This window comes from Corynebacterium singulare, assembly GCF_000833575.1.
In the GTDB taxonomy this organism is placed as follows: Bacteria; Actinomycetota; Actinomycetes; order Mycobacteriales; family Mycobacteriaceae; genus Corynebacterium; species Corynebacterium singulare.
In genome coordinates this window covers 219,494-236,842 of sequence record NZ_CP010827.1, presented here as the reverse complement: position 1 = coordinate 236,842, position 17,349 = coordinate 219,494, and the positions used below count along the sequence as shown (strand labels likewise).

17 protein-coding genes and 2 pseudogenes are annotated in these 17,349 nt (G+C 60.3%); 6 read left to right on the top strand and 13 right to left on the bottom strand.

Translation table 11 applies throughout. The features are described from left to right. The first annotated feature begins 26 nt into the window (after nucleotides 1-26). From CSING_RS01135 to CSING_RS01125, 3 genes are read left to right on the top strand one after another with little or no spacing between them, the layout of a single operon-like run. Nucleotides 27-653, top strand: a complete 627-nt coding sequence (locus CSING_RS01135; protein WP_014307391.1) for an MptD family putative ECF transporter S component — start codon at nucleotides 27-29, stop codon at nucleotides 651-653. Further along, nucleotides 653-1,399 carry an energy-coupling factor transporter transmembrane component T gene (locus CSING_RS01130; RefSeq protein WP_014303365.1) on the top strand — a complete coding sequence of 249 codons (747 nt, stop codon included), beginning with the start codon at nucleotides 653-655 and terminating at the stop codon, nucleotides 1,397-1,399. Before CSING_RS01135 ends, CSING_RS01130 begins: the two co-directional genes overlap by 1 nt. 14 nt (nucleotides 1,400-1,413) lie before the next feature. Continuing rightward, nucleotides 1,414-2,874: an ABC transporter ATP-binding protein gene (locus CSING_RS01125; RefSeq protein WP_227917020.1), complete on the top strand. Its 1,461-nt coding sequence runs from the start codon at nucleotides 1,414-1,416 to the stop codon at nucleotides 2,872-2,874. 3 nt (nucleotides 2,875-2,877) lie between these two features. On the opposite strand, the gene CSING_RS01120 is transcribed toward CSING_RS01125, so the two are convergent. From CSING_RS01120 to CSING_RS01100, 5 genes are all read right to left on the bottom strand, one after another. Next, nucleotides 2,878-4,602: an ABC transporter ATP-binding protein gene (locus CSING_RS01120; RefSeq protein WP_042528963.1), complete on the bottom strand. Its 1,725-nt coding sequence runs from the start codon at nucleotides 4,600-4,602 to the stop codon at nucleotides 2,878-2,880. Beyond that, complete coding sequence (locus CSING_RS01115) at nucleotides 4,602-6,368, bottom strand: ABC transporter ATP-binding protein (protein ID WP_034970331.1); 1,767 nt, start codon at nucleotides 6,366-6,368, stop codon at nucleotides 4,602-4,604. The genes CSING_RS01120 and CSING_RS01115 overlap by 1 nt, the downstream gene beginning before the upstream one ends. A gap of 27 nt (nucleotides 6,369-6,395) precedes the next feature. Then, nucleotides 6,396-7,181 (bottom strand): thioesterase II family protein, encoded by a 786-nt coding sequence (locus tag CSING_RS01110; RefSeq protein ID WP_023018093.1) that lies wholly within the window; start codon nucleotides 7,179-7,181, stop codon nucleotides 6,396-6,398. Then, nucleotides 7,178-8,185 carry a glycosyltransferase gene (locus CSING_RS01105; protein WP_224784049.1) on the bottom strand — a complete coding sequence of 336 codons (1,008 nt, stop codon included), beginning with the start codon at nucleotides 8,183-8,185 and terminating at the stop codon, nucleotides 7,178-7,180. Before CSING_RS01105 ends, CSING_RS01110 begins: the two co-directional genes overlap by 4 nt. Nucleotides 8,186-8,402: 217 nt before the next feature. Next, a complete protein-coding gene (locus CSING_RS01100) occupies nucleotides 8,403-9,032 on the bottom strand; it encodes a sugar O-acetyltransferase (RefSeq protein ID WP_014303359.1) in 630 nt (209 codons plus the stop codon). Between the two features lie 411 nt (nucleotides 9,033-9,443). On the opposite strand from CSING_RS01100, the gene CSING_RS01095 reads away from it, so the two are divergent. From CSING_RS01095 to CSING_RS01085, 3 genes are read left to right on the top strand one after another with little or no spacing between them, the layout of a single operon-like run. Beyond that, nucleotides 9,444-10,508 carry a daunorubicin/doxorubicin resistance ABC transporter ATP-binding protein DrrA gene (locus CSING_RS01095; protein ID WP_042528960.1) on the top strand — a complete coding sequence of 355 codons (1,065 nt, stop codon included), beginning with the start codon at nucleotides 9,444-9,446 and terminating at the stop codon, nucleotides 10,506-10,508. Continuing rightward, complete coding sequence (locus CSING_RS01090; RefSeq protein ID WP_014303357.1) at nucleotides 10,505-11,266, top strand: ABC transporter permease; 762 nt, start codon at nucleotides 10,505-10,507, stop codon at nucleotides 11,264-11,266. Before CSING_RS01095 ends, CSING_RS01090 begins: the two co-directional genes overlap by 4 nt. Further along, on the top strand, nucleotides 11,259-12,080 hold the full coding sequence (locus tag CSING_RS01085) for an ABC transporter permease (RefSeq protein ID WP_014303356.1): 822 nt from the start codon (nucleotides 11,259-11,261) through the stop codon (nucleotides 12,078-12,080). The genes CSING_RS01090 and CSING_RS01085 overlap by 8 nt, the downstream gene beginning before the upstream one ends. Before the next feature lie 542 nt (nucleotides 12,081-12,622). Here the strand turns inward: CSING_RS01085 and CSING_RS13110 are convergent. The 8 genes and pseudogenes from CSING_RS13110 to CSING_RS01060 all read right to left on the bottom strand — a co-directional run. Next, a pseudogene (locus tag CSING_RS13110) lies at nucleotides 12,623-13,189 on the bottom strand (transposase); the annotation flags it as partial. A gap of 67 nt (nucleotides 13,190-13,256) precedes the next feature. Beyond that, the gene (locus CSING_RS14185; protein ID WP_158014665.1) at nucleotides 13,257-13,559 is read right to left on the bottom strand and encodes an RHS repeat-associated core domain-containing protein; all 303 of its coding nucleotides are present in this window, start codon (nucleotides 13,557-13,559) and stop codon (nucleotides 13,257-13,259) included. After that, complete coding sequence (locus tag CSING_RS13705; protein ID WP_158407792.1) at nucleotides 13,468-14,010, bottom strand: hypothetical protein; 543 nt, start codon at nucleotides 14,008-14,010, stop codon at nucleotides 13,468-13,470. Before CSING_RS13705 ends, CSING_RS14185 begins: the two co-directional genes overlap by 92 nt. A gap of 234 nt (nucleotides 14,011-14,244) precedes the next feature. Then, a pseudogene (locus tag CSING_RS13965) lies at nucleotides 14,245-14,577 on the bottom strand (integrase core domain-containing protein); the annotation flags it as partial. Then, nucleotides 14,483-14,746 carry a hypothetical protein gene (locus tag CSING_RS13960; protein WP_236684082.1) on the bottom strand — a complete coding sequence of 88 codons (264 nt, stop codon included), beginning with the start codon at nucleotides 14,744-14,746 and terminating at the stop codon, nucleotides 14,483-14,485. The pseudogene CSING_RS13965 and the gene CSING_RS13960, both read right to left, overlap by 95 nt. Before the next feature lie 134 nt (nucleotides 14,747-14,880). Further along, the gene (locus tag CSING_RS01070) at nucleotides 14,881-16,077 is read right to left on the bottom strand and encodes a MarP family serine protease (RefSeq protein ID WP_201773962.1); all 1,197 of its coding nucleotides are present in this window, start codon (nucleotides 16,075-16,077) and stop codon (nucleotides 14,881-14,883) included. Nucleotides 16,078-16,100: 23 nt separating this feature from the next. Beyond that, entirely contained in the window at nucleotides 16,101-16,778 is a 678-nt protein-coding gene (locus CSING_RS01065; protein ID WP_042528954.1) for an NUDIX hydrolase, read from the bottom strand. Further along, entirely contained in the window at nucleotides 16,775-17,344 is a 570-nt protein-coding gene (locus CSING_RS01060; protein ID WP_042528952.1) for a TlpA family protein disulfide reductase, read from the bottom strand. Before CSING_RS01060 ends, CSING_RS01065 begins: the two co-directional genes overlap by 4 nt. Nucleotides 17,345-17,349 lie beyond the last annotated feature (5 nt).

Sequence of the window (17,349 nt, the reverse complement as noted above, 5' to 3'; positions counted from 1 at the left end):
AGCAGCCTAATCTGAAAGGAAACATCATGCCCAGTACTCCCCACACCACCCCGAAAGATGCAAAAGCAGGACGGCTGAACATCACCGACCTGATGAACATCGGCATCTTCTTCGTCATCAACTTGGTAGCCGGCGTGGTCATCGCCTTCATCGGCATCACCCCCATCACCTACGTGATGATCACCAGCGTTCAGGCCCTCATCCTGGGCATCCCGATGATGCTGTTCTTGGCCAAGGTGCACAAGCCCGGCATGGTCTTCATATTCCTTCTTCTCAGCGGCCTCGCCAGCCTGCTGCTTGGTTTAGGCATATGGCCACTGCTGCTCAGCTTGGTCATGGCCGTGTTTGCCGAGTTAATTTTGCGCGCCGGCAAGTATACGAGCGCAATACACAGTGTGATCGCCTATGCCTTTATAGCAGTGTCACCCACCGCATCATATATTCCGCTTTTCTTCACCACTCGGCGCTACATAGAGAGCAGCGGCATGCAGACCAAATATGGTGCTAGTTTCGCGGATGGCCTCACCTCTATTGGCCAGATGACTTGGCTATTCCTCATCATTGTGATAGTAACCTTCGTCTGCGGGATCCTCGGCGGGATCCTCGGCCGGCGCATCTTCACCAAGCACTTCCAGCGAGCAGGAATCGCCTGATGTCGCCCACTTTGCCCGGATCAGGCACGCACACAGCGGGACTCCATCTGGACCCACGCACCACGGTGCTGGTCATCCTCGTGGTGTCCTCGGTGCTCATCTCACCGGCCGGGTCCAGTGGGGCGCTGGGCAGCACCGCCCGGTGGATGCTCATTGCCGTTCCCGGGGCACTTTTCCTCGCCTCCGGCATGGTGGCCGCTGCACTGCGATACGCACTCACCTTCGCGGTGCTCGCCGGCTTTCCTGCGGTGGTGGTACAGGCCCTGCCCGAGCGCCACATCATCGTGGACGTGTGCGCTACGTGGTTCGCAGGGCTTTCGCTCATCCTCCCTGGCATCACGTGCTGCTGGTACCTACTACGCACCGTCTCGGCCAGCGAATTCATGGCCGCGATGCAGCGCATGCGGAGCCCCGACGCCCTGACCATCCCCACGTCCATCATGTTCCGGTTCTTCCCGACGATTCTCGAGGAATACCGCGATATCCGCACCGCCATGCAGATGCGTGGCATCTCGGGCCTGCGCAACCCGATCGCTATGCTCGAATACCGCTTTGTGCCACTGTTGGCGTCCGTTGTGAGCATCGGCAACGAGCTGGCTATGTCTGCAGTGACCCGCGGATTGGGCTCGCCTCGCCGACGAACCACGCTGTGCGAGATAGGCTTCCGCGTAGGCGACGCAATAGTCATAAGCGTGCTCGTCGTGTCCCTGATCCTACTACTGGTAAATATAGTGATGCTGCCGTGATAAAGCTGCACGATGTGTCACTATCCTATGGTCAAAACACAGCGGAGCCGGTGCTGCACCACGTAAATCTCACCGTGGCGAAGGGCGAACTAGTTCTAGTGTGTGGCGAATCAGGCTGCGGTAAGTCCAGCCTGCTACGCCTGATAAACGGCGTGGCGCACACGTTCTGCGACGCCCAGATTTCGGGGGAGGTGCTGCTGGACGACGAAGACATCACTCATGCCCACCCACACGACATCGCCGAACGCGTAGGCTCAGTGTTCCAAAACCCCAAGTCGCAATTTTTCACGCTGGAAGTAGCCAGCGAACTCGCCTTTGGCTGCGAAAACCTCGGCGTGGCGCCCAACGAGATTCGACAGCGTATTGGGGAACTTTCCGCAGATTTCGGCATGGTTCATCTCCTCGACCGGCACCTGTTCACACTTTCCGGCGGCCAGAAACAAAAAATAGCATGCGCTTCAGTGGCCGCGATGCACCCACAGGTACTACTACTAGACGAACCATCATCAAATCTCGACCTCGCCGCCGTCGATGAGCTGCGCCGCATCGTCGCGCAGTGGAAGACACAGGGCCGCACCGTCCTGATCGCTGAGCATCGGCTTTCCTACCTAGTTGACATCGTGGACCGAGTGCTGGTTATGCAGGACGGGCAGATCGCTCATGATCTCAGCGGCTCGGAGTTTCGCACCCTAGACAAGGCCGAACTGTACCGCATGGGCTTGCGCTCAGCGCAGCAGGTCCCCGAGGTGACCCGCGAGCCACGCCCTTCAAGTGGCACGATGGTGCTCAAAAAGCTACAGTTCACCTACCCCAAGGCTACAGAGCCATCCCTGAGCATCAGCCACACGGAGTTGCCGCAAGGACAAGTCATCGGCGTGGTAGGACGCAACGGGGCCGGAAAATCTACCTTTGTGCGCGTTCTGACTGGCCTGGAATCTAAGGCCACCGGCGTGGTGGACATCAATAACCGCTCGCTCTCGGGTCCCCGGCAGCGCCTGCGCCAGTCCTATTTAGTAATGCAGGACGTAAACCACCAGCTTTTCGGGGAGAGCGTGGAGTCCGACGTAATCATCGGCACCAGTGGACCGGATGGGAAAAACGAAGCGCGCCTTACCGAGGTGCTTGGTGCACTTGATCTCGCGGACAAGCGGGCCCGGCACCCGATGTCGCTTTCGGGCGGCGAACGCCAGCGCGTGGCCATCGCCTCAGCAGTCCTAAGTGAGCGCGAGGTAATCGTCTTCGATGAACCCACCAGCGGGCTGGACCTGTGCCGCATGCACCGGGTGGCCCACCTGCTAGACGCCCTAGCCCGGCAGGGCAAGACCGTTTTGGTAGTAACCCATGACATGGAGCTGGTGGCGCGGTGCTGCGATCTTCTCCTGCGCGTGGAAAAAGGCCGCCTTACCGCCTGCGAACCGTGCGATGATCTCGCACTGGCGCGCACGGTGCGGTATCTACGCGGCCGCGACAGCTAGTCCCTACAGCTTCCAGCTGGTGGCGTCGCTCTTTTCACCCCAGAAGCTGCGGTAGCGTGGGGAACTCTCCATGAGTTCCTCGTGGTTGCCGATAGACTCCACGGTGCCGGAGGGACTCATCATCACAATCTGGTCCGCGTCGCGGATGGTGTGCAGCCGGTGCGCAATGACGACGATGGTGCGCTCGGCAGAAAGCGTTTTCATACCGCGCATCACAAGGTGCTCATTCTGCACGTCTAGAGAGCTAGTCGCCTCATCAAGCAGCACGATCCGCGCGTCCTTCAGTAGCGCACGAGCGATGGAGACACGCTGACGCTCACCACCGGAGAGATTCTGCCCGCCCTCGCTAATCAGGGTGTCAAACCCCTGCGGCAGCTGCCGGGCAATCTCGGTGACACCGGCCAACTCCGCTGCGCGGAGCACCTCCTCCCGCGTTGCATTGTGGCAGCCCAGGCGGATGTTTTCATACAGTGTGTCCTCGAAGAGGTACACGTATTGGAACACCATAGCCAGCGAATCCAACACCGACCGGGAGCCAAGATCGCGAATATCCACACCACCGATACGGATGGTCCCCTGGTCAACGTCATAGAAGCGTGCCGCAAGTTTTAGCAAGGTGCTCTTGCCGCAGCCGCTGGGACCCACCAACGCAGTAGTAGTTCCGGGCGCCACGCGGAAACTCACGTCGCGGACCACTGGGGTGTTGGGTTCGTAGCCAAAGCCCACCCCATCGAACTCGATGCCATAGTCGCGTGGCGCCGCCGGAACCGCAGGCTCCGGCAACACCCGCGCATCGAGGATCTTTTGGATCTCATCTAAGGTATTGCGCGCGGATTCCAAGCCCTCGCCGTAGGGTATGCCCGACATAGCAACGCGAGCCAGGATGAACACCAACACAATGACGCCAATGTAGGTGCCTGCTTCTAGCCAGTGGTTGAGAAGTAGCACGGTGGCCAGGGCATCAATGACCACGGTACCGACCATGATGATTAAAGCCAGACGACCCATGATCATCTCACCTGTCTTCTGGGTGTGCTGCTGGGCGCTAAGCTGCTCTCGAATCGAGGCGCGCACGGCGCGCTCCCCCAGCGAATCCGGCCCAGCCATGCGCAGCACCGGCTGCACCTGGGCGAACTCCAGCACCTCCGCGGCGCCGTGCTCGTTGCGCTCGCCCTTCTGGCGCTCTGCCACGCGGTACTGCCGCATTAGGCGGTTATAGGCGAACCACACCACGGCAGCCACTGCAACGGTAACCAGCCCCAGCCGCCAGTCCACGGCGATGAGAAACACGCAAGCCAAACCGGCCGAGGCAGCACCGTGCAGCATGGGCCGCAGCATCATTGCCGGCGCGTTAGCGGCAAACAGCGCACCGCTGGTGGCTACAACACCGATCTGGCCGGCGCGATCTTCTTCAAAATAGCCCAGGGGTAGCTGTGCCGTGCGATCGGCGATAAGCCGGTGGATGCGCAGCACGTAATCATGCCCCAGGTCCTGGGCAATAACCTCAGTGGGCCAGTCTGCGGCGGCGTAGACGAGGACGGAGATAATGATCCAGGGCAACCATGCTGCGGCCTGCGCGGGATCTTCGCTAAACAGCGTGTCCAAAAACAGTGCAATGAGGATAAGGCCAATGGCCAACGCCACCGCGGAAATCCCAATTAGCGTAAGGACCAGCACCAGACGGCGACGATCAGCCGGACTGCCCAGTGAATAGAGCGTGCGGATCATTATTTTTCCTCCCCTTGGATGCCCGCCTGCGCGGTTTGGTAGCGTGCCCACATCGTGGCGTAGCCCTTGCCTGCCGCCACTAACTCTTCGTGAGTGCCTGCTTCGGTGACCTCACCGTTTTCCAGCATGAGGATCCGGTCAGCGCCGGTGATCGTGTGGAGCCGGTGTGCGATAACTACTAGCGTGCGCCCGGCCACCAGCTCGGTAATGGCCCGCTGGATCGCGGCCTCGGAGTCCGGATCCGCAAAAGCGGTGGCCTCATCCAACACGAGGATCGGCGCGTCGAGCAAGATGGACCGGGCAATAGCCAGCCGCTGCTGCTCGCCACCGGAAAGCTGCGCGTCCTCTCCCACCACCGAGTCGTAGCCGCGCGGCAGATGGGTAATGCGCTCATGAATCTGGGCGGCGCGGGCGGCGCGAACCACGTCTGCGTCGGTGGCCTCCGGGTGAGCGAGGCGAATGTTATCCCGCACGCTCATCCGCATAAGGTAAGGGTCCTGGAAGACGAACCCTACCCTACGGTAGAGCTGGTCAGATCGGAGATCAGTACTAGGGACGCCACCAATGCGCACCGACCCCTCCGTGGGGTCTAATAGCCGGGGGATGAGCGCGGCTAACGTGGACTTCCCCGAGCCGGAAGGTCCCACCACCGCAGTGATGCTGCCGGCGGTAAGTTTTTGGTTAATGCCGGAAAGCACCGGGGTGTCCGGCACGTAGGAGAAGCTTAAATCTTTCAACTCAATTCCGGCGTTTGCAGGCTCCCTGCCGCCAGCAGCGGGCGGCAATACCGGGATGTTGAAGAACTCGGTGAGATCCGCCGCGGCAGCCTTCGCCTCCGAAAACATGATGTTAGTGCGCGAAAGCATAAGCAGAGGCGCGGCGATGTTGTTGATGAACAAAAACGCTGCCAGCACATCGGCCACTGGTACGCCCGCAGACGTGATGAGCCACGGGCTGGCCGCGGCTACCACCAGCAGGCCAAACCCGGTGGAGGTGAAGATCTTCATCAAAGCGGTGGGGTGTACGGTGGCGTGCAACCACTCGCGATAGAACCCACCAAAACTCCGGGAACGACTAAGGAAAATGCTCTCGTCGTAGCCTTCCGGAACAAACACCTTGATAACCGGGATGCCGCGCACCAACTCTACGACGGCGGCGTCTAGCTGCTTCTGGCTGGACTTAAATTTCTCCGCCTTTTCTTGAAACTCGCGCATCATAAACGGCATGGTGGCCACTGCCAACAGCAGTGGTACCAGGCCCAGCAGGCCTATCCGCCAGTCCACCACGAACATGTATCCCAGGCTCAATAGCGGTACGAGTACACCGGCCGAATAATCGTGCGGCGCGTGGGCGATGAGCTGGTGGATCTTGGTGACGTCGTCTTCGATGTAGGTTTTCACAGTCCCCGAAGGTGTCCGCGTAAACCAAGACAGCGGGAGCCTACCCAGCTTGGTAATCTGCTGCTGGCGTAAGTGCTCGCCCAAAAGGCCGTCGGCCTGGTGGCTTACCTGGAGGCTCTTCACGGTTGCCTGTCCATGTAGGACGGTGGCCACCATGAGCGCCGCGACTAGCAGCCACAGCTTTGACGCATCTATCGGCTCTCCCTGGAAGGACAGCATTACGGTGCGCACCAGCTCAACCAGCACGATTACCGGCACCAGCGACAAAACCGCCGCCAGCACCGCCAATAGCAGCGACACCGTGATCTGCCGGTGGGCAGGTTGAGATATTTGCCTAAATGTAATGGGTGGTTTTTGTTCGGTCATCGGGGCCTCTTTACTTAACAGTCACAATCACGCATTGTTCCGCGCTAACCAGGCAGTGTTCCCAGTAATTCCCGCTAGAAAACCGGCAAGCAGGTCGAGGAACTCGGTTCCAGTATCGAGCGGGAAGAAATGCCCACCCGGCAGGACCTTCAGTTCAAAACTACCGCTGGTAAAATTTTCCCACCGGGAAAGCATCTCTGGGCTGACAGCTGGGTCGCTATCCCCCGCCAATGCCAGCACAGGAGAGCGAAGCACCGTGGTTGCATGGTGAAAGCCCTCGTGTAACACATAATCGCGACGAATGTCAGCGAGCAGCAGCTTCATCACATCATCATTGGCAAGGATCTCAGGTGGTGTGCCACCTACCTTCTCAAACTCCCTGCGCAGCGCACCGAACCCCATTGACGAGTGGTATTCCCCAGGCACGGTTTCTCCGGGCGCCTGCCGTGCGGCCACCACCACGGCTTCCGGTATAGTGGGCCGATGCATCTGCTGCAGGCAGGCAGCAACCTGGTAGGCCAGCGCTGCCCCCATGGAGTGGCCGTACAACGCAATCGGCGCGCCCGCCGCCAGATCTACTATCTCGGTTGCGCACATATCGGCGAGCTTGTCAAAGTCGCTTACCCATTTCTCTCGGCGACGGGTTGCCTTTCCGGGAAGCTCCACCGGCACCACGTCAATGCTTGGGTTGACCCCCACCCATCCACGATAGACGGAAGCGCTGCCTCCTGCGTGATGGAAGCAAAACAAGAGGGTTCCAGTGCGATGTCCGGCCACAAACGGAAAGACTCCCTCGCAGCTGATTTCTGTCATTTTTCGCCTTTCGCTAGGTCGGACTGATTAAGCACGATTTCTACTGCTGCGACGGTACCCGGGTCTGTGGCAAGCAACTCGGGCATCCTGCGGGCTGCGGAGTCGTATGCTCCACTTACCAAATCGGCAATTCCGGCGGCCAGGGACTGGGCACTCAGTTCGCCTCGCTGGGCGTCAATATAGTTCGGCCCGGCACCGTTTCGACAAACTGCGTTGGCATGGAAGTGTTGGTCACCACCGAATGCAACCGCAAGGCACGGCTTGCCGGCGCGCAGGATCGCCCCGGTGGTGCCCAGTGAGCCGTGGCAGATGCCTGCACGGCACCACGGAAGCACAGTCGCGAACGGGACCCGGGCGACGGTGAGGATTCCTTCTCTCACACCAGGCTCATGATCGGGATCGACGATTATCGCCCGCAGACCATGCTCGATGCACGCGTCTCGAGTCCATCGTTGAAGGTCATAAACGCGATCTGAGACCATACTCCCAAAGCTTGCCAGAACCGGGGCCGAGCCGGCAGCCACAAACTCCTCGACTGCTGGGTCTAGGGCGAGTTCACTGTGGTGCGGGTCAAGCCACTCGCCAGTGACGTGAATGTGGTTTTTCCATTCCGGCGCCGGCGGACTCAACGCGGGACTGAATTGGTAGATCGTGGTTGGTGGAGAGGAGAGCGCTCGCTGACGCAGCCCCAACCTACGGCGCCATGCCGCTATCACTGGGCGCATCGCCCAAGCCATCAGAGTATTGGACATCCAGTGGGTGACCAGAGCTCCGACAGAGCCGTCCAGTTTTCGCGGATCCACGAGGCTGTAACGGAGGCAGGGTTCGGTAGGGAAAACCTGCACCCGAACGCTGGGGACTCCGCGTGCAGCCCCTAACAACCGAGCAACTTCACTGAATTGGGTGTACATGACCACGTCAACGCCATCCATGGCATGCTCTAACACATCGAAAACGTGGGCGTCAGATATCATCTCACGGATACCTAAGACAGTGTCCATCATGCCTTTACTATCGCCCAAAAGGCGCTTCATTAACGCCCGGTAATCACCGGGTAACTCGATGTAGTCCACCCCGTTTGCACGAAAACTCCCGCCGAATTCGCTAAACCCAGCCAAAACAAACTGGTGGCCACGATCTCGAAGTGCGACACCAAGGTGCGCAAATGGCAGCATATCACCCTCAGAACCCAGGACGACCGCGAGAACTTTCACAGCCGTCTCAATCCGTAATCCAACTAGGCCACTCAGGAACCCAAGACTCCCCCATGAGCTTATCTTCCGGGCCAATATCACGAATGACTCGGCACGGATTACCGGCTGCGAGTACCATGGGCGGAATATCTCTTGTCACAACACTGCCAGCACCAATTACTGCACCATGCCCAATCGTGACACCCGCAGTTACCGTGCAATTGCCACCAAGCCACACATGGTCTTGTATGGTGATCGCACCCCCGGTACACACCATGTATTGCCGCTCTACGGGGTCTAAGGCGTGATTGCCAGCAAAGAAGGAACACCATGGACCAACCATGACCTCATTGCCAAATGTCACCGGGGCCATATCAAGTACCGTCGTTCCTCGATTGAAGGTCACGCCATCTCCGACCTTGATTTTCGAGCCATATTGGACATGAAATGGCAGGAAAACCATTAAGCGCTCCCCCAGTTCACCAAGCAGGTCTGCCATCACTGCCTGCTTCTCCGCTGTTTGAAGTGGACGAAGCTGGTTGAGATCGTGACACTTCTCCGCCGCCTCCATCATCTCGTAATAGAGATCCGGGTCCTCAATAGGGCGGAAGGGCTGACCGCAGAGAATCTTATCTTCGATTTGCTCTCGAGAATCCATGGATACTCCTTTGTGCTTGAGAGGCGCGAGCCACAATACGAATTACGGTCAGCCACGCGGTTTGACCCTGACTAGTCGGAATACCCAGATTCTTAGCTCACACTTGGTAGCTTACAGGCCTTCGACTTAATTGTCAAGCATGCCATGCCTAATTATGGTATGCTCAACTTTGCAGCAACCTGCAGCGTCGCCGCCGATCAGCCGACCTGTGCAGCCCTCTCCTGCGGGGCGCTGTGCACGACCCGGTGCCGCTAGACATACATCATTTTCTAAGGATTAGTTGGCACTACCCCAGGCGCTTGCTCCGTGGACCACAATCCATCGTTCGCGGGCAATAATCGGTTTTCCTTCTGCGGTAGGAGAATCGGTGCGCCGTCTAATAGACCGTTGACGTATATCCAGGGATGAATCATGAAAGAAAACCCCACCACGGCAACCGCTAGCGGTGACCCCAGCGCCACCGCAGTCCCCTCAACCAGCGCCCACGCAAAAGGCCGCGACCTGGTGCTTGATGTTCAAGATCTGCGATGTAGCCTGGGAAAAGTCAAGAAGCGAACGGAAATCCTGCGCGGTGTGACCCTCGCCATTCCGCGCGGGGGCATCCTCGCCGTCCTAGGCGCCAATGGTGCCGGCAAGACAACCTTGGTCAATGTCCTTTCCACGCTGCTGCCCGCCACGGGCGGAACCGCCATCATCGATGGCCACAACTTAGCCACGGATCCTTCCAAGGTGCGCGCTTCCATCGCGCTGACCGGGCAATACGCCGCAGTGGATGAGGAGCTTACCGGCAAGGAAAACCTCATCTTCTTTGGCCGCCTGGCAGGGCTTAAAGCTAGCGATGCGAAGGCCCGCGCCGCGGAACTTCTTGAGCGCTTCGATCTGGTTGGCGCCGCCGACCGCCTGGTTTCGGCATACTCGGGCGGCATGCGCCGGCGGTTAGATATCGCCGCCTCCCTCACTATCCCGCCCGCGCTGCTGTTCCTCGACGAGCCGACCACGGGCCTCGACCCCGCCGCGCGCAGCTCCGTGTGGGATACCGTCCGCGGGCTGGCGGCCGACGGCACCTCGATCCTGCTTACTACCCAATACCTGGAAGAAGCTGACCAGCTCGCAGACCGCGTCGCCGTGCTCGCCGGAGGCAAGGTGCTCGACGAAGGCACCCCCGCCGAGCTCAAGGACCGCTATGGCACCACGGTGTGCCTCATCACGATGTCTAGCCCGGACGATGCCGCACGCCTCACCCACACCTTGCAAGAACACCGCATCGACTGCCGCCAAGAGGACACCGTATTGCGCGTCGATGCGCCCGATGGCCACCGCACCCTAGTCCGGGCGCTGGCCTTGTGGGATGGCGACGACACCTCGGTCGCGGACGTCTCCTTGGTTCCGCCCTCCTTGGACGATGTCTACTTCGCTATCGCCGGGTCCGGCGACATCGCGCAGCAGGCTCCCCACACCGGTGGAGGCTCCCAGTGAACGCGCTCGGAGCAGTCGCTGCCTCGTGGCACCGCAATGTCCTGCGCACCGTCCGCAACAAGGCCGTAATGGTTTCCGCCGTGGCAATACCCAGCCTGTTCATGGTCATCTTTTACGCCACCTTCGCCAAGGCTTCGACGGAACTTGGCATCGATTACGCCGCCTTCCTCCTGCCCGCCGGCGTTATTCAGGCGATTGTGTTCGCCGCCGGGGGCTCCTCCTTGGCGATTACGCGTGACGCCGAAAACGGCATCCACGACCGCATCCGCGCCACCGGGACGCCCGCCTGGGCCACGGTCGTCGGCCGGCTGCTGGCAGATCTCACCCGCGCCGCGTGGTCGTGCAGCATCGTCGTCCTCACCACGATCCTGCTCGGTGCCCGCTACGCTGCCGGACCGGGTCGTATTATCCTTACCATCGCCCTTTTCGCCGCCCTCACCATCATCCTCTCCGCGTTTATCGATGGCTCCTGCCTGTTGGCCCCCAAGCCCACCTCGGCGTCCTTGCTCTTCCAAAACCTCGTGCTGGTCATGGTGATGTTCTCCACCGCATTCGTGCCTGCGGATGCGCTGCCCGGCGGCATTGGCCCCATCATCCGGCACGTACCGCTATCTCCCATCTTGGACACCGCCCGCAACCTACTAGGTGGCGCTGCCCTGGGGGCGCGCGGAGTCGAAGCACTGTGCTGGCTCATCGCCATGACCGTCGTTGGCGTATGGGGCTTTATCACCGCTTTCCAGGGGAGGAAACATGACTAACCACACCACCGCCACCGTGTCGCACGACACCACCTGGCTGTCCACTGTCGCCACGCATTTTGGAAGGCACCTGCGCGCCGCCCGCCGCGATAGCGCGGTAATTACCAATACCGTGGCTGGTCCCGTTTTGATGTTCCTGGTCATGCGGTGGCTGTTTGGCGACCTCATGGCGGCCTCGCAAGGCTCTGCCACGCTCGACGCGTTACCGCTTACCATCGCGCTCATCCTTTCCAGCGAACTGATGAATGGCACCTCCGCCGCCGCGCAGATAATTAAGGAACGCCAACGCGGTATCACCACCCGCATCGCGACCACGCGCTACGGCACCAGCCCGGAGATCTTCGGCCGCTGGTGTTTCGATTCCTTACGCAGCCTTATCTCCGGCTGCGCGGTGCTGCTGGCTTCCGTGGCTTCTGGCCTGCGTATTCACACGCTGGCCGGGTTTGGCTGGGTGCTGTTAGTCATCATCTTCGGCGCGGTGGTGGCCGCCTCGCTATCGGCCATGGTGGGCGCGATGTGCGCCACCCCGGAGGCCGCCATTGGCCCGGCCCCCATCATCATGGCGGCCATGGCACTTAACGGCGGCCTCGTGCCCGTGGAGCAATTCGCTGGTGTGGTTCAACCCATCGCCCGGTGGAATCCGCTTACCTTCGCCGCCCGCGCCGGCGCCGCCATCGACGGCACGCCAAGCGCCGAAATCCTTGCCACCGGCCAGCCCGGCACCGCAGTCTGGGCTTTCGTGGCCTGGATGGTAGCACTCACCGTAGTGCTGCTAGCCGCCGCAGCTGCGTTCCGCCGCCCCACCATGTCGTAAATAGCGCCGGTTAGCGCGACAGTGCTACTTGTCGCGCGGCGGCGTCCCCAGCGGCGCGGTAGCGCTACTTGCCGCGCAGGGCGCGCCGCCGCGATAAAGAGCTGCGAATCTTTACCCGCGGCCGCGCTAAGGCGGGTAGTGTCGCCGCCGGTTACCGGCAACCAGGCGGCCTCGCCCGGGGCTAGCTCCAGGTCGTTTACCGTGACCACACCAGAAGTAGCCAGGGCGATAGCCGGTCCGGGAAGCTGCGTGGAAACCGTGGTGCCGGCGGGCAAATCGTAGCGGGTCACCGCAAACTCCTGCACCGGCAGCGGGTACTCTACTACCGTCGCGGTGTTGGGCGCGGCATCGGCAACAGCGGCGCTCTCCGCGCCTGCACCATCGCCCAGGGAGGTGTTCCTATATAGTTTGTCAATTCCGTGGGTGAGTTTGTTGGGGGGTGTGAAGGGTTTCTGCTTTTCCTTGTGGATGTTGTTTTCGGGCACGGTGAGGAGCCGATTGGGCTTGCTGTGCAATCGGCTTGAGGTGAGGGTCTGTTGGTTCTAGGCTGCTGCGGCCTCCTGGACTGTGGAGATGTCTCGGTAGAGCTCGCCGTTTCGCATCATGGCGAAGAGAACGTTGAGGCGCCGGCGTGCGAGTGCGACGACTGCGGCGTTGTGTCTTTTGCCTTCTTTGCGTTTTCGTTCATAGAATTGCCGGGAACGCTCGTGGAATCTGATCGATGCAAAAGACGATTGCCATAGGGCGTTCTTTAATTTTTTGTTGCCAGCCCGGTTAGGCGAATTCGACATGATAGACGTTCCTGACTGATTCGTCCGCGGTGATAGCCCTGCATAGGATGCTAGGTGCGCTGCATCGGGGAAGTCGGACATATCGCCAACAGTCATGAGGATCTGCGCTGCGCTACGCGGGCCGATACCAGGCATGGATAAAAGAATCTCGGTCTGCGGAATGTCCTGAATCAGCTTGAGTACCTGCGCTTCGATTTCTTTACGATGCTCGAGTTTGGTTAGTGCATCTGTGGCGGACATTGCTACGCCAAGTTCGGCGTATTCTGCGCCGGCAATGGATACGGTCTGTTCGTGGATGGCAGCAAGCATGGCATCGAGCTTTTGGAATTCTGGCATTGACTGAAGTTCCTTGACCGTGACCTGGTGGCATTGAAGTCCCAGGTAGTCATGCCAGTTCGCTGCGTGGTCGACGTAGCCTTGTGCGCTGGCTGTGCGTGGGACAACACCTAGGGGGGTCTTGGGCGTTGTAGATGCCAGCATCCGGGTGGTAGTAGCGGAAGCGGTTGTATGCCCACCCGGACTCGTCGTCCAGGTATTGGCCGGCAAACAACAGTGGCGAGGTCTCGTCGCCGGTCCAGGTGCGAGTGCCGTAGAGACTATGGCGGGCTGTACCTACGATGTTCCCGGTGGTGGGGTGGATGAGTTCTTGTGGGCTGCCGGTCAGATCGGTGACAAGAGAACTCGGCATCGACCAGTGCCTGGTCGACCGTATCAATGTCGCTGAGATTGTTTTCTGGGTGGCCACCACCATGCGCAATGGCTTCGCTGGTGTTGTTGGTGGTGGTGTTGATGGCTTCCTTGGCGACGCGGCGTCCATAGGGGTCGTAGATGTAGCGCCACCCGAGGTGTTTGTTGTCGGAGGAGATAAAACCGATGGGTTGTTCATTGGTGGCGTAGAAGAATTCGTGCACCAAGGGTTTGCGGGATAGGCGCTTGGTGACGGTGCGCACCACACGCCCAGCATCGTCATAGGTGTAGGCGGTTCGTCCTACACGCACCGGCTTGGTGCCGACAAAGTCAACAGCCGAGTCCGCTGCAGCACTCGTTGCGTTGTGGTTAGCGTGACCGTTGAGCCCTGGGCGACTGGTAGCCCCGGTGACTGGTGAAGCTGCAGCAGTCGAGCCGGTCGTGGTGGTCACGCTGGTTGTGCTTGGCGTATCAGCGTGGAGTGCAGTGAGTACGCCTGCCAGGCTGAGACCATAGAAAATCCGCACTCACACGCTTGCCGATGCCGCGGAAAATCTGCGTCTGTTTCTACCACGCGTTGTGCGTGTTGGAAGCGTTAGTTGTAGAGGATGGCGGTTGCGTGGTTTTTGGTGGCTGCGGTGGTGTAGAAGTCGATGAGGGTGTCGAGTGAAGTGCCCCGGGTTTTCCTAGGCATTTGCCTTAACTTCCATTGTTTCTCGGGCCGGGTGTCGGTTCCAAAATTCTGATTCAACCTCCGTCGGCGTGCGGTACCCCAAGGACTGGTGGAGTCTGGACTCATTCCACCAATTCACCCACTCAAACGTTGCGATCTCCACCTCAACCACGTCGGACTATTTCCGGCTATGAATGAGCTCATTCTTGTACGAACCGTTGACGTTCTCGGCCAAGGCATTGTCATACGAGTCACCGACGGTGCCGATAGAAGCGGTAATACCATGTTCGGCCAAACGTTCGTTGTAGATGATGCTTACGTACTGCGACCCATGATCCGAATGGTTTGCCGCTAAAGCGGGTGGGGCCGAAGTACACCTGGTTAAGGTGTGAAAGCTCGGTGGCATCGGCGGCATCGGCGCCGAGCGCGCGGAGCTTATCGGGTGTGCCAGGTATATGTTCCACCAGCGCAATCCCCGAGTTGCGTAGGCGGAGGTAGGTTTCGATATCCCCCATGAGCACAGAGACTAAAACAGCACCAGCCACCCCGCAACCGGAGGAAGAAAATCCCTGCTTAGAAAGGTGAGAGGAGAAAGTATCTCACAGGTGGGGTTAATGCCGACCAAGGGGAAGAAAAGCGCACGCGAGAACTAGCCGACGCAGGAGCCGGTTGGGATGGCGTCGACAAGCTGCGTGACGTCACCCACGTGGCCGCGCACTTCGTCGGCGGTGAGGGCATAGCCGGTATCGGAATCCTCCACGGACGCGCCGAAGACCACGCCGAGGACCTGACCCTCCGGGGTAATCATGGGCCCACCAGAATTACCTTGGCGGATATTGCCGCGCACCGTGTAGGCATCACGCTCCACGCGGCCGGTGGAATAGATATCCGGGCCGGCGATGGTGAGGCGATCCCGAATACGCGCGGTCTCCGCACTAAACGGCCCGGACTGCGGGAAGCCCATAACGATGGCATCGTCCCCGGTCACAGCATCATTTTCCGCCCACGGCAGGGGATCTATTCCCAAGTCTGGGCTGTGTAGCACCGCGATATCCACGTCCGAGTTGTAGTACACCACGTCAGCCTCCTTCAGCCCCAGGACCGTATCGAGGCGCACCTTATCCGTGCCGGCCACAACGTGCGCGTTCGTGATCACATAATCCGGTTCCGTCACAAATCCGGAACCCATAAGGCGCCGCGAACAAGCCTCCGCGTCACCCAAAACGTGGATGACAGAAGGTCGGACGCGCTCCAGCAGGCCCGGATCCCCAATCTCGAGCTCCGGAGCTTCCACCTCAATATCCGCGCCCGAGCGCTCCCACGGCGAGACAAGAGGCGGCAAACCGGACTCGTTGAGCATGGCAGCGAGGCCATTGGGCAACGCCGCTAGACGGTCCGGAGCGGCAGCGTTAAGTTCGCTGAGGATGCGGGACTCGCGCAGTGCCTGGCCTGGCTGCCCGCCTAAATTGGAAGCCAGCGGCAGCGAGACCAGCCAGATCACCACGATGGCGGCGACGGCCTGAAACACCGCGCCGATGGAAGAATCCACGCGCTGGCCCGAACGGGTACGCATGCGGTCCCGCAACGCCGCCCCCAGGGACGCTCCGACCAGCTGCCCCAAGCCCACCAGCAAAATCACCACGCCAACGGCCAGGAGGAAGCGCAGGGCAGGTTGGTCTGTCAACTGCATCGCCGCCGGCGCCACCGCCGTCCCCAAAACCAAGCCCGCAATAACGCCGACCGCCGCAAGAATCGCCGTCCACGCACCCTGACGCCAGCCCACCCACACGGCGAGGAGCACAGCAATCACAATGGCGATGTCAACAGCTAGGGACACGGAGAACACTTTCTCAGGAAAGACGGCACAAACTAACCCATCTTCTCATTATTCAGCGAGCGGGTCAGTGATTCACGCAGATCATGAACCTTATTTTTGTCCCACTCTACGGCCCACCCCGCGTGATCCATGAGTCCTGACAACACACCGGCGGTAAATCCCCACACCACATAGCCGCGCGCCCGGAAAGCCGGCCCCTTCCACCGGCTGAAACCCACCATCATGCGGTTTGCTGGATCCGCGAGCTCGCGCAGGGGAACGGTAAAAACATCATCGGTTTCTTCGGGGCTGGCCGGCCACACAGTTCCAGGCTGGTGCCAATAGGCCAACACTGGACTCACGGTGTTCCCGGTGGCCCGGATGTCCAGCTTGCCCCACTGTTCCAACGGAGTCACCGTGGAGCGGTCGAGGCCGGTTTCTTCTTCGGCTTCGCGCAAGGCAACGTCGACAAGCGAGGCGTCTCCATCGTCGCGCCTCCCACCAGGGAAGGCAATCTGACCCGAGTGCGAACGCATCGACGGCGAACGGTGCGTGAGCAGAACCTCGCCATCCTCGAAGCTCTCCCCCTTAAAGAGCACCAACACCGCAGACTCTCGGCGGCGCTTGGCGGCAGGGACATGAGTAACCAGTCGCTCTTGAACTCTGCGGGTATCCACGCCCAGCGCCGGGCGCAGCCATGCTGGGGCGTGGGCGGGCTTAAGCCGGCTCACTTGAGCACCTCATCGATAGCTTGCTCCAGCTCATCCGCCGAGGTAAACGGCTTAACAAACTTCTTCTCCACCTTTCCATCGCGCACCACCACCGTGACGGGAATGACGTTGGGCAACCCGAGTTCACCCGCGAAGGTGCCGTTCTCATCCTGGTAGCTAGGCAAATCAACACCAAGGTCACTCAGAAGTGCGGCACCGTTCGCTGCGTTGGCGTCTGCATGCACGCCCACAACGTTCCACGTGGAGTGCGAACGCGCGATGTCCTGGAAGAAAGGCAGCTCCGTGCGGCAAGGCTCGCACCACCACGCCCACACGGTGACGATCTGGATGTCCTTGGCCGCTGCTGTGCTCGCTGCACCAAGGCACGGCAGGTCTACCCCAGCGATGGGCCCCTCAGGGCACTTGGGGCGCTTGGTCACCTCTTGTTCTTGAGATTGAGGCACGGCGACTTCCGGCTCATCATCCTCAAGGAGATTAACCACGCCAACCAGCGCGAGCGCCGCCAACATGAGGACGGCTGCGATGCTGGCCTTCACGTATCCAGGCCACCGGGAGTATTGGCTCATTGTTC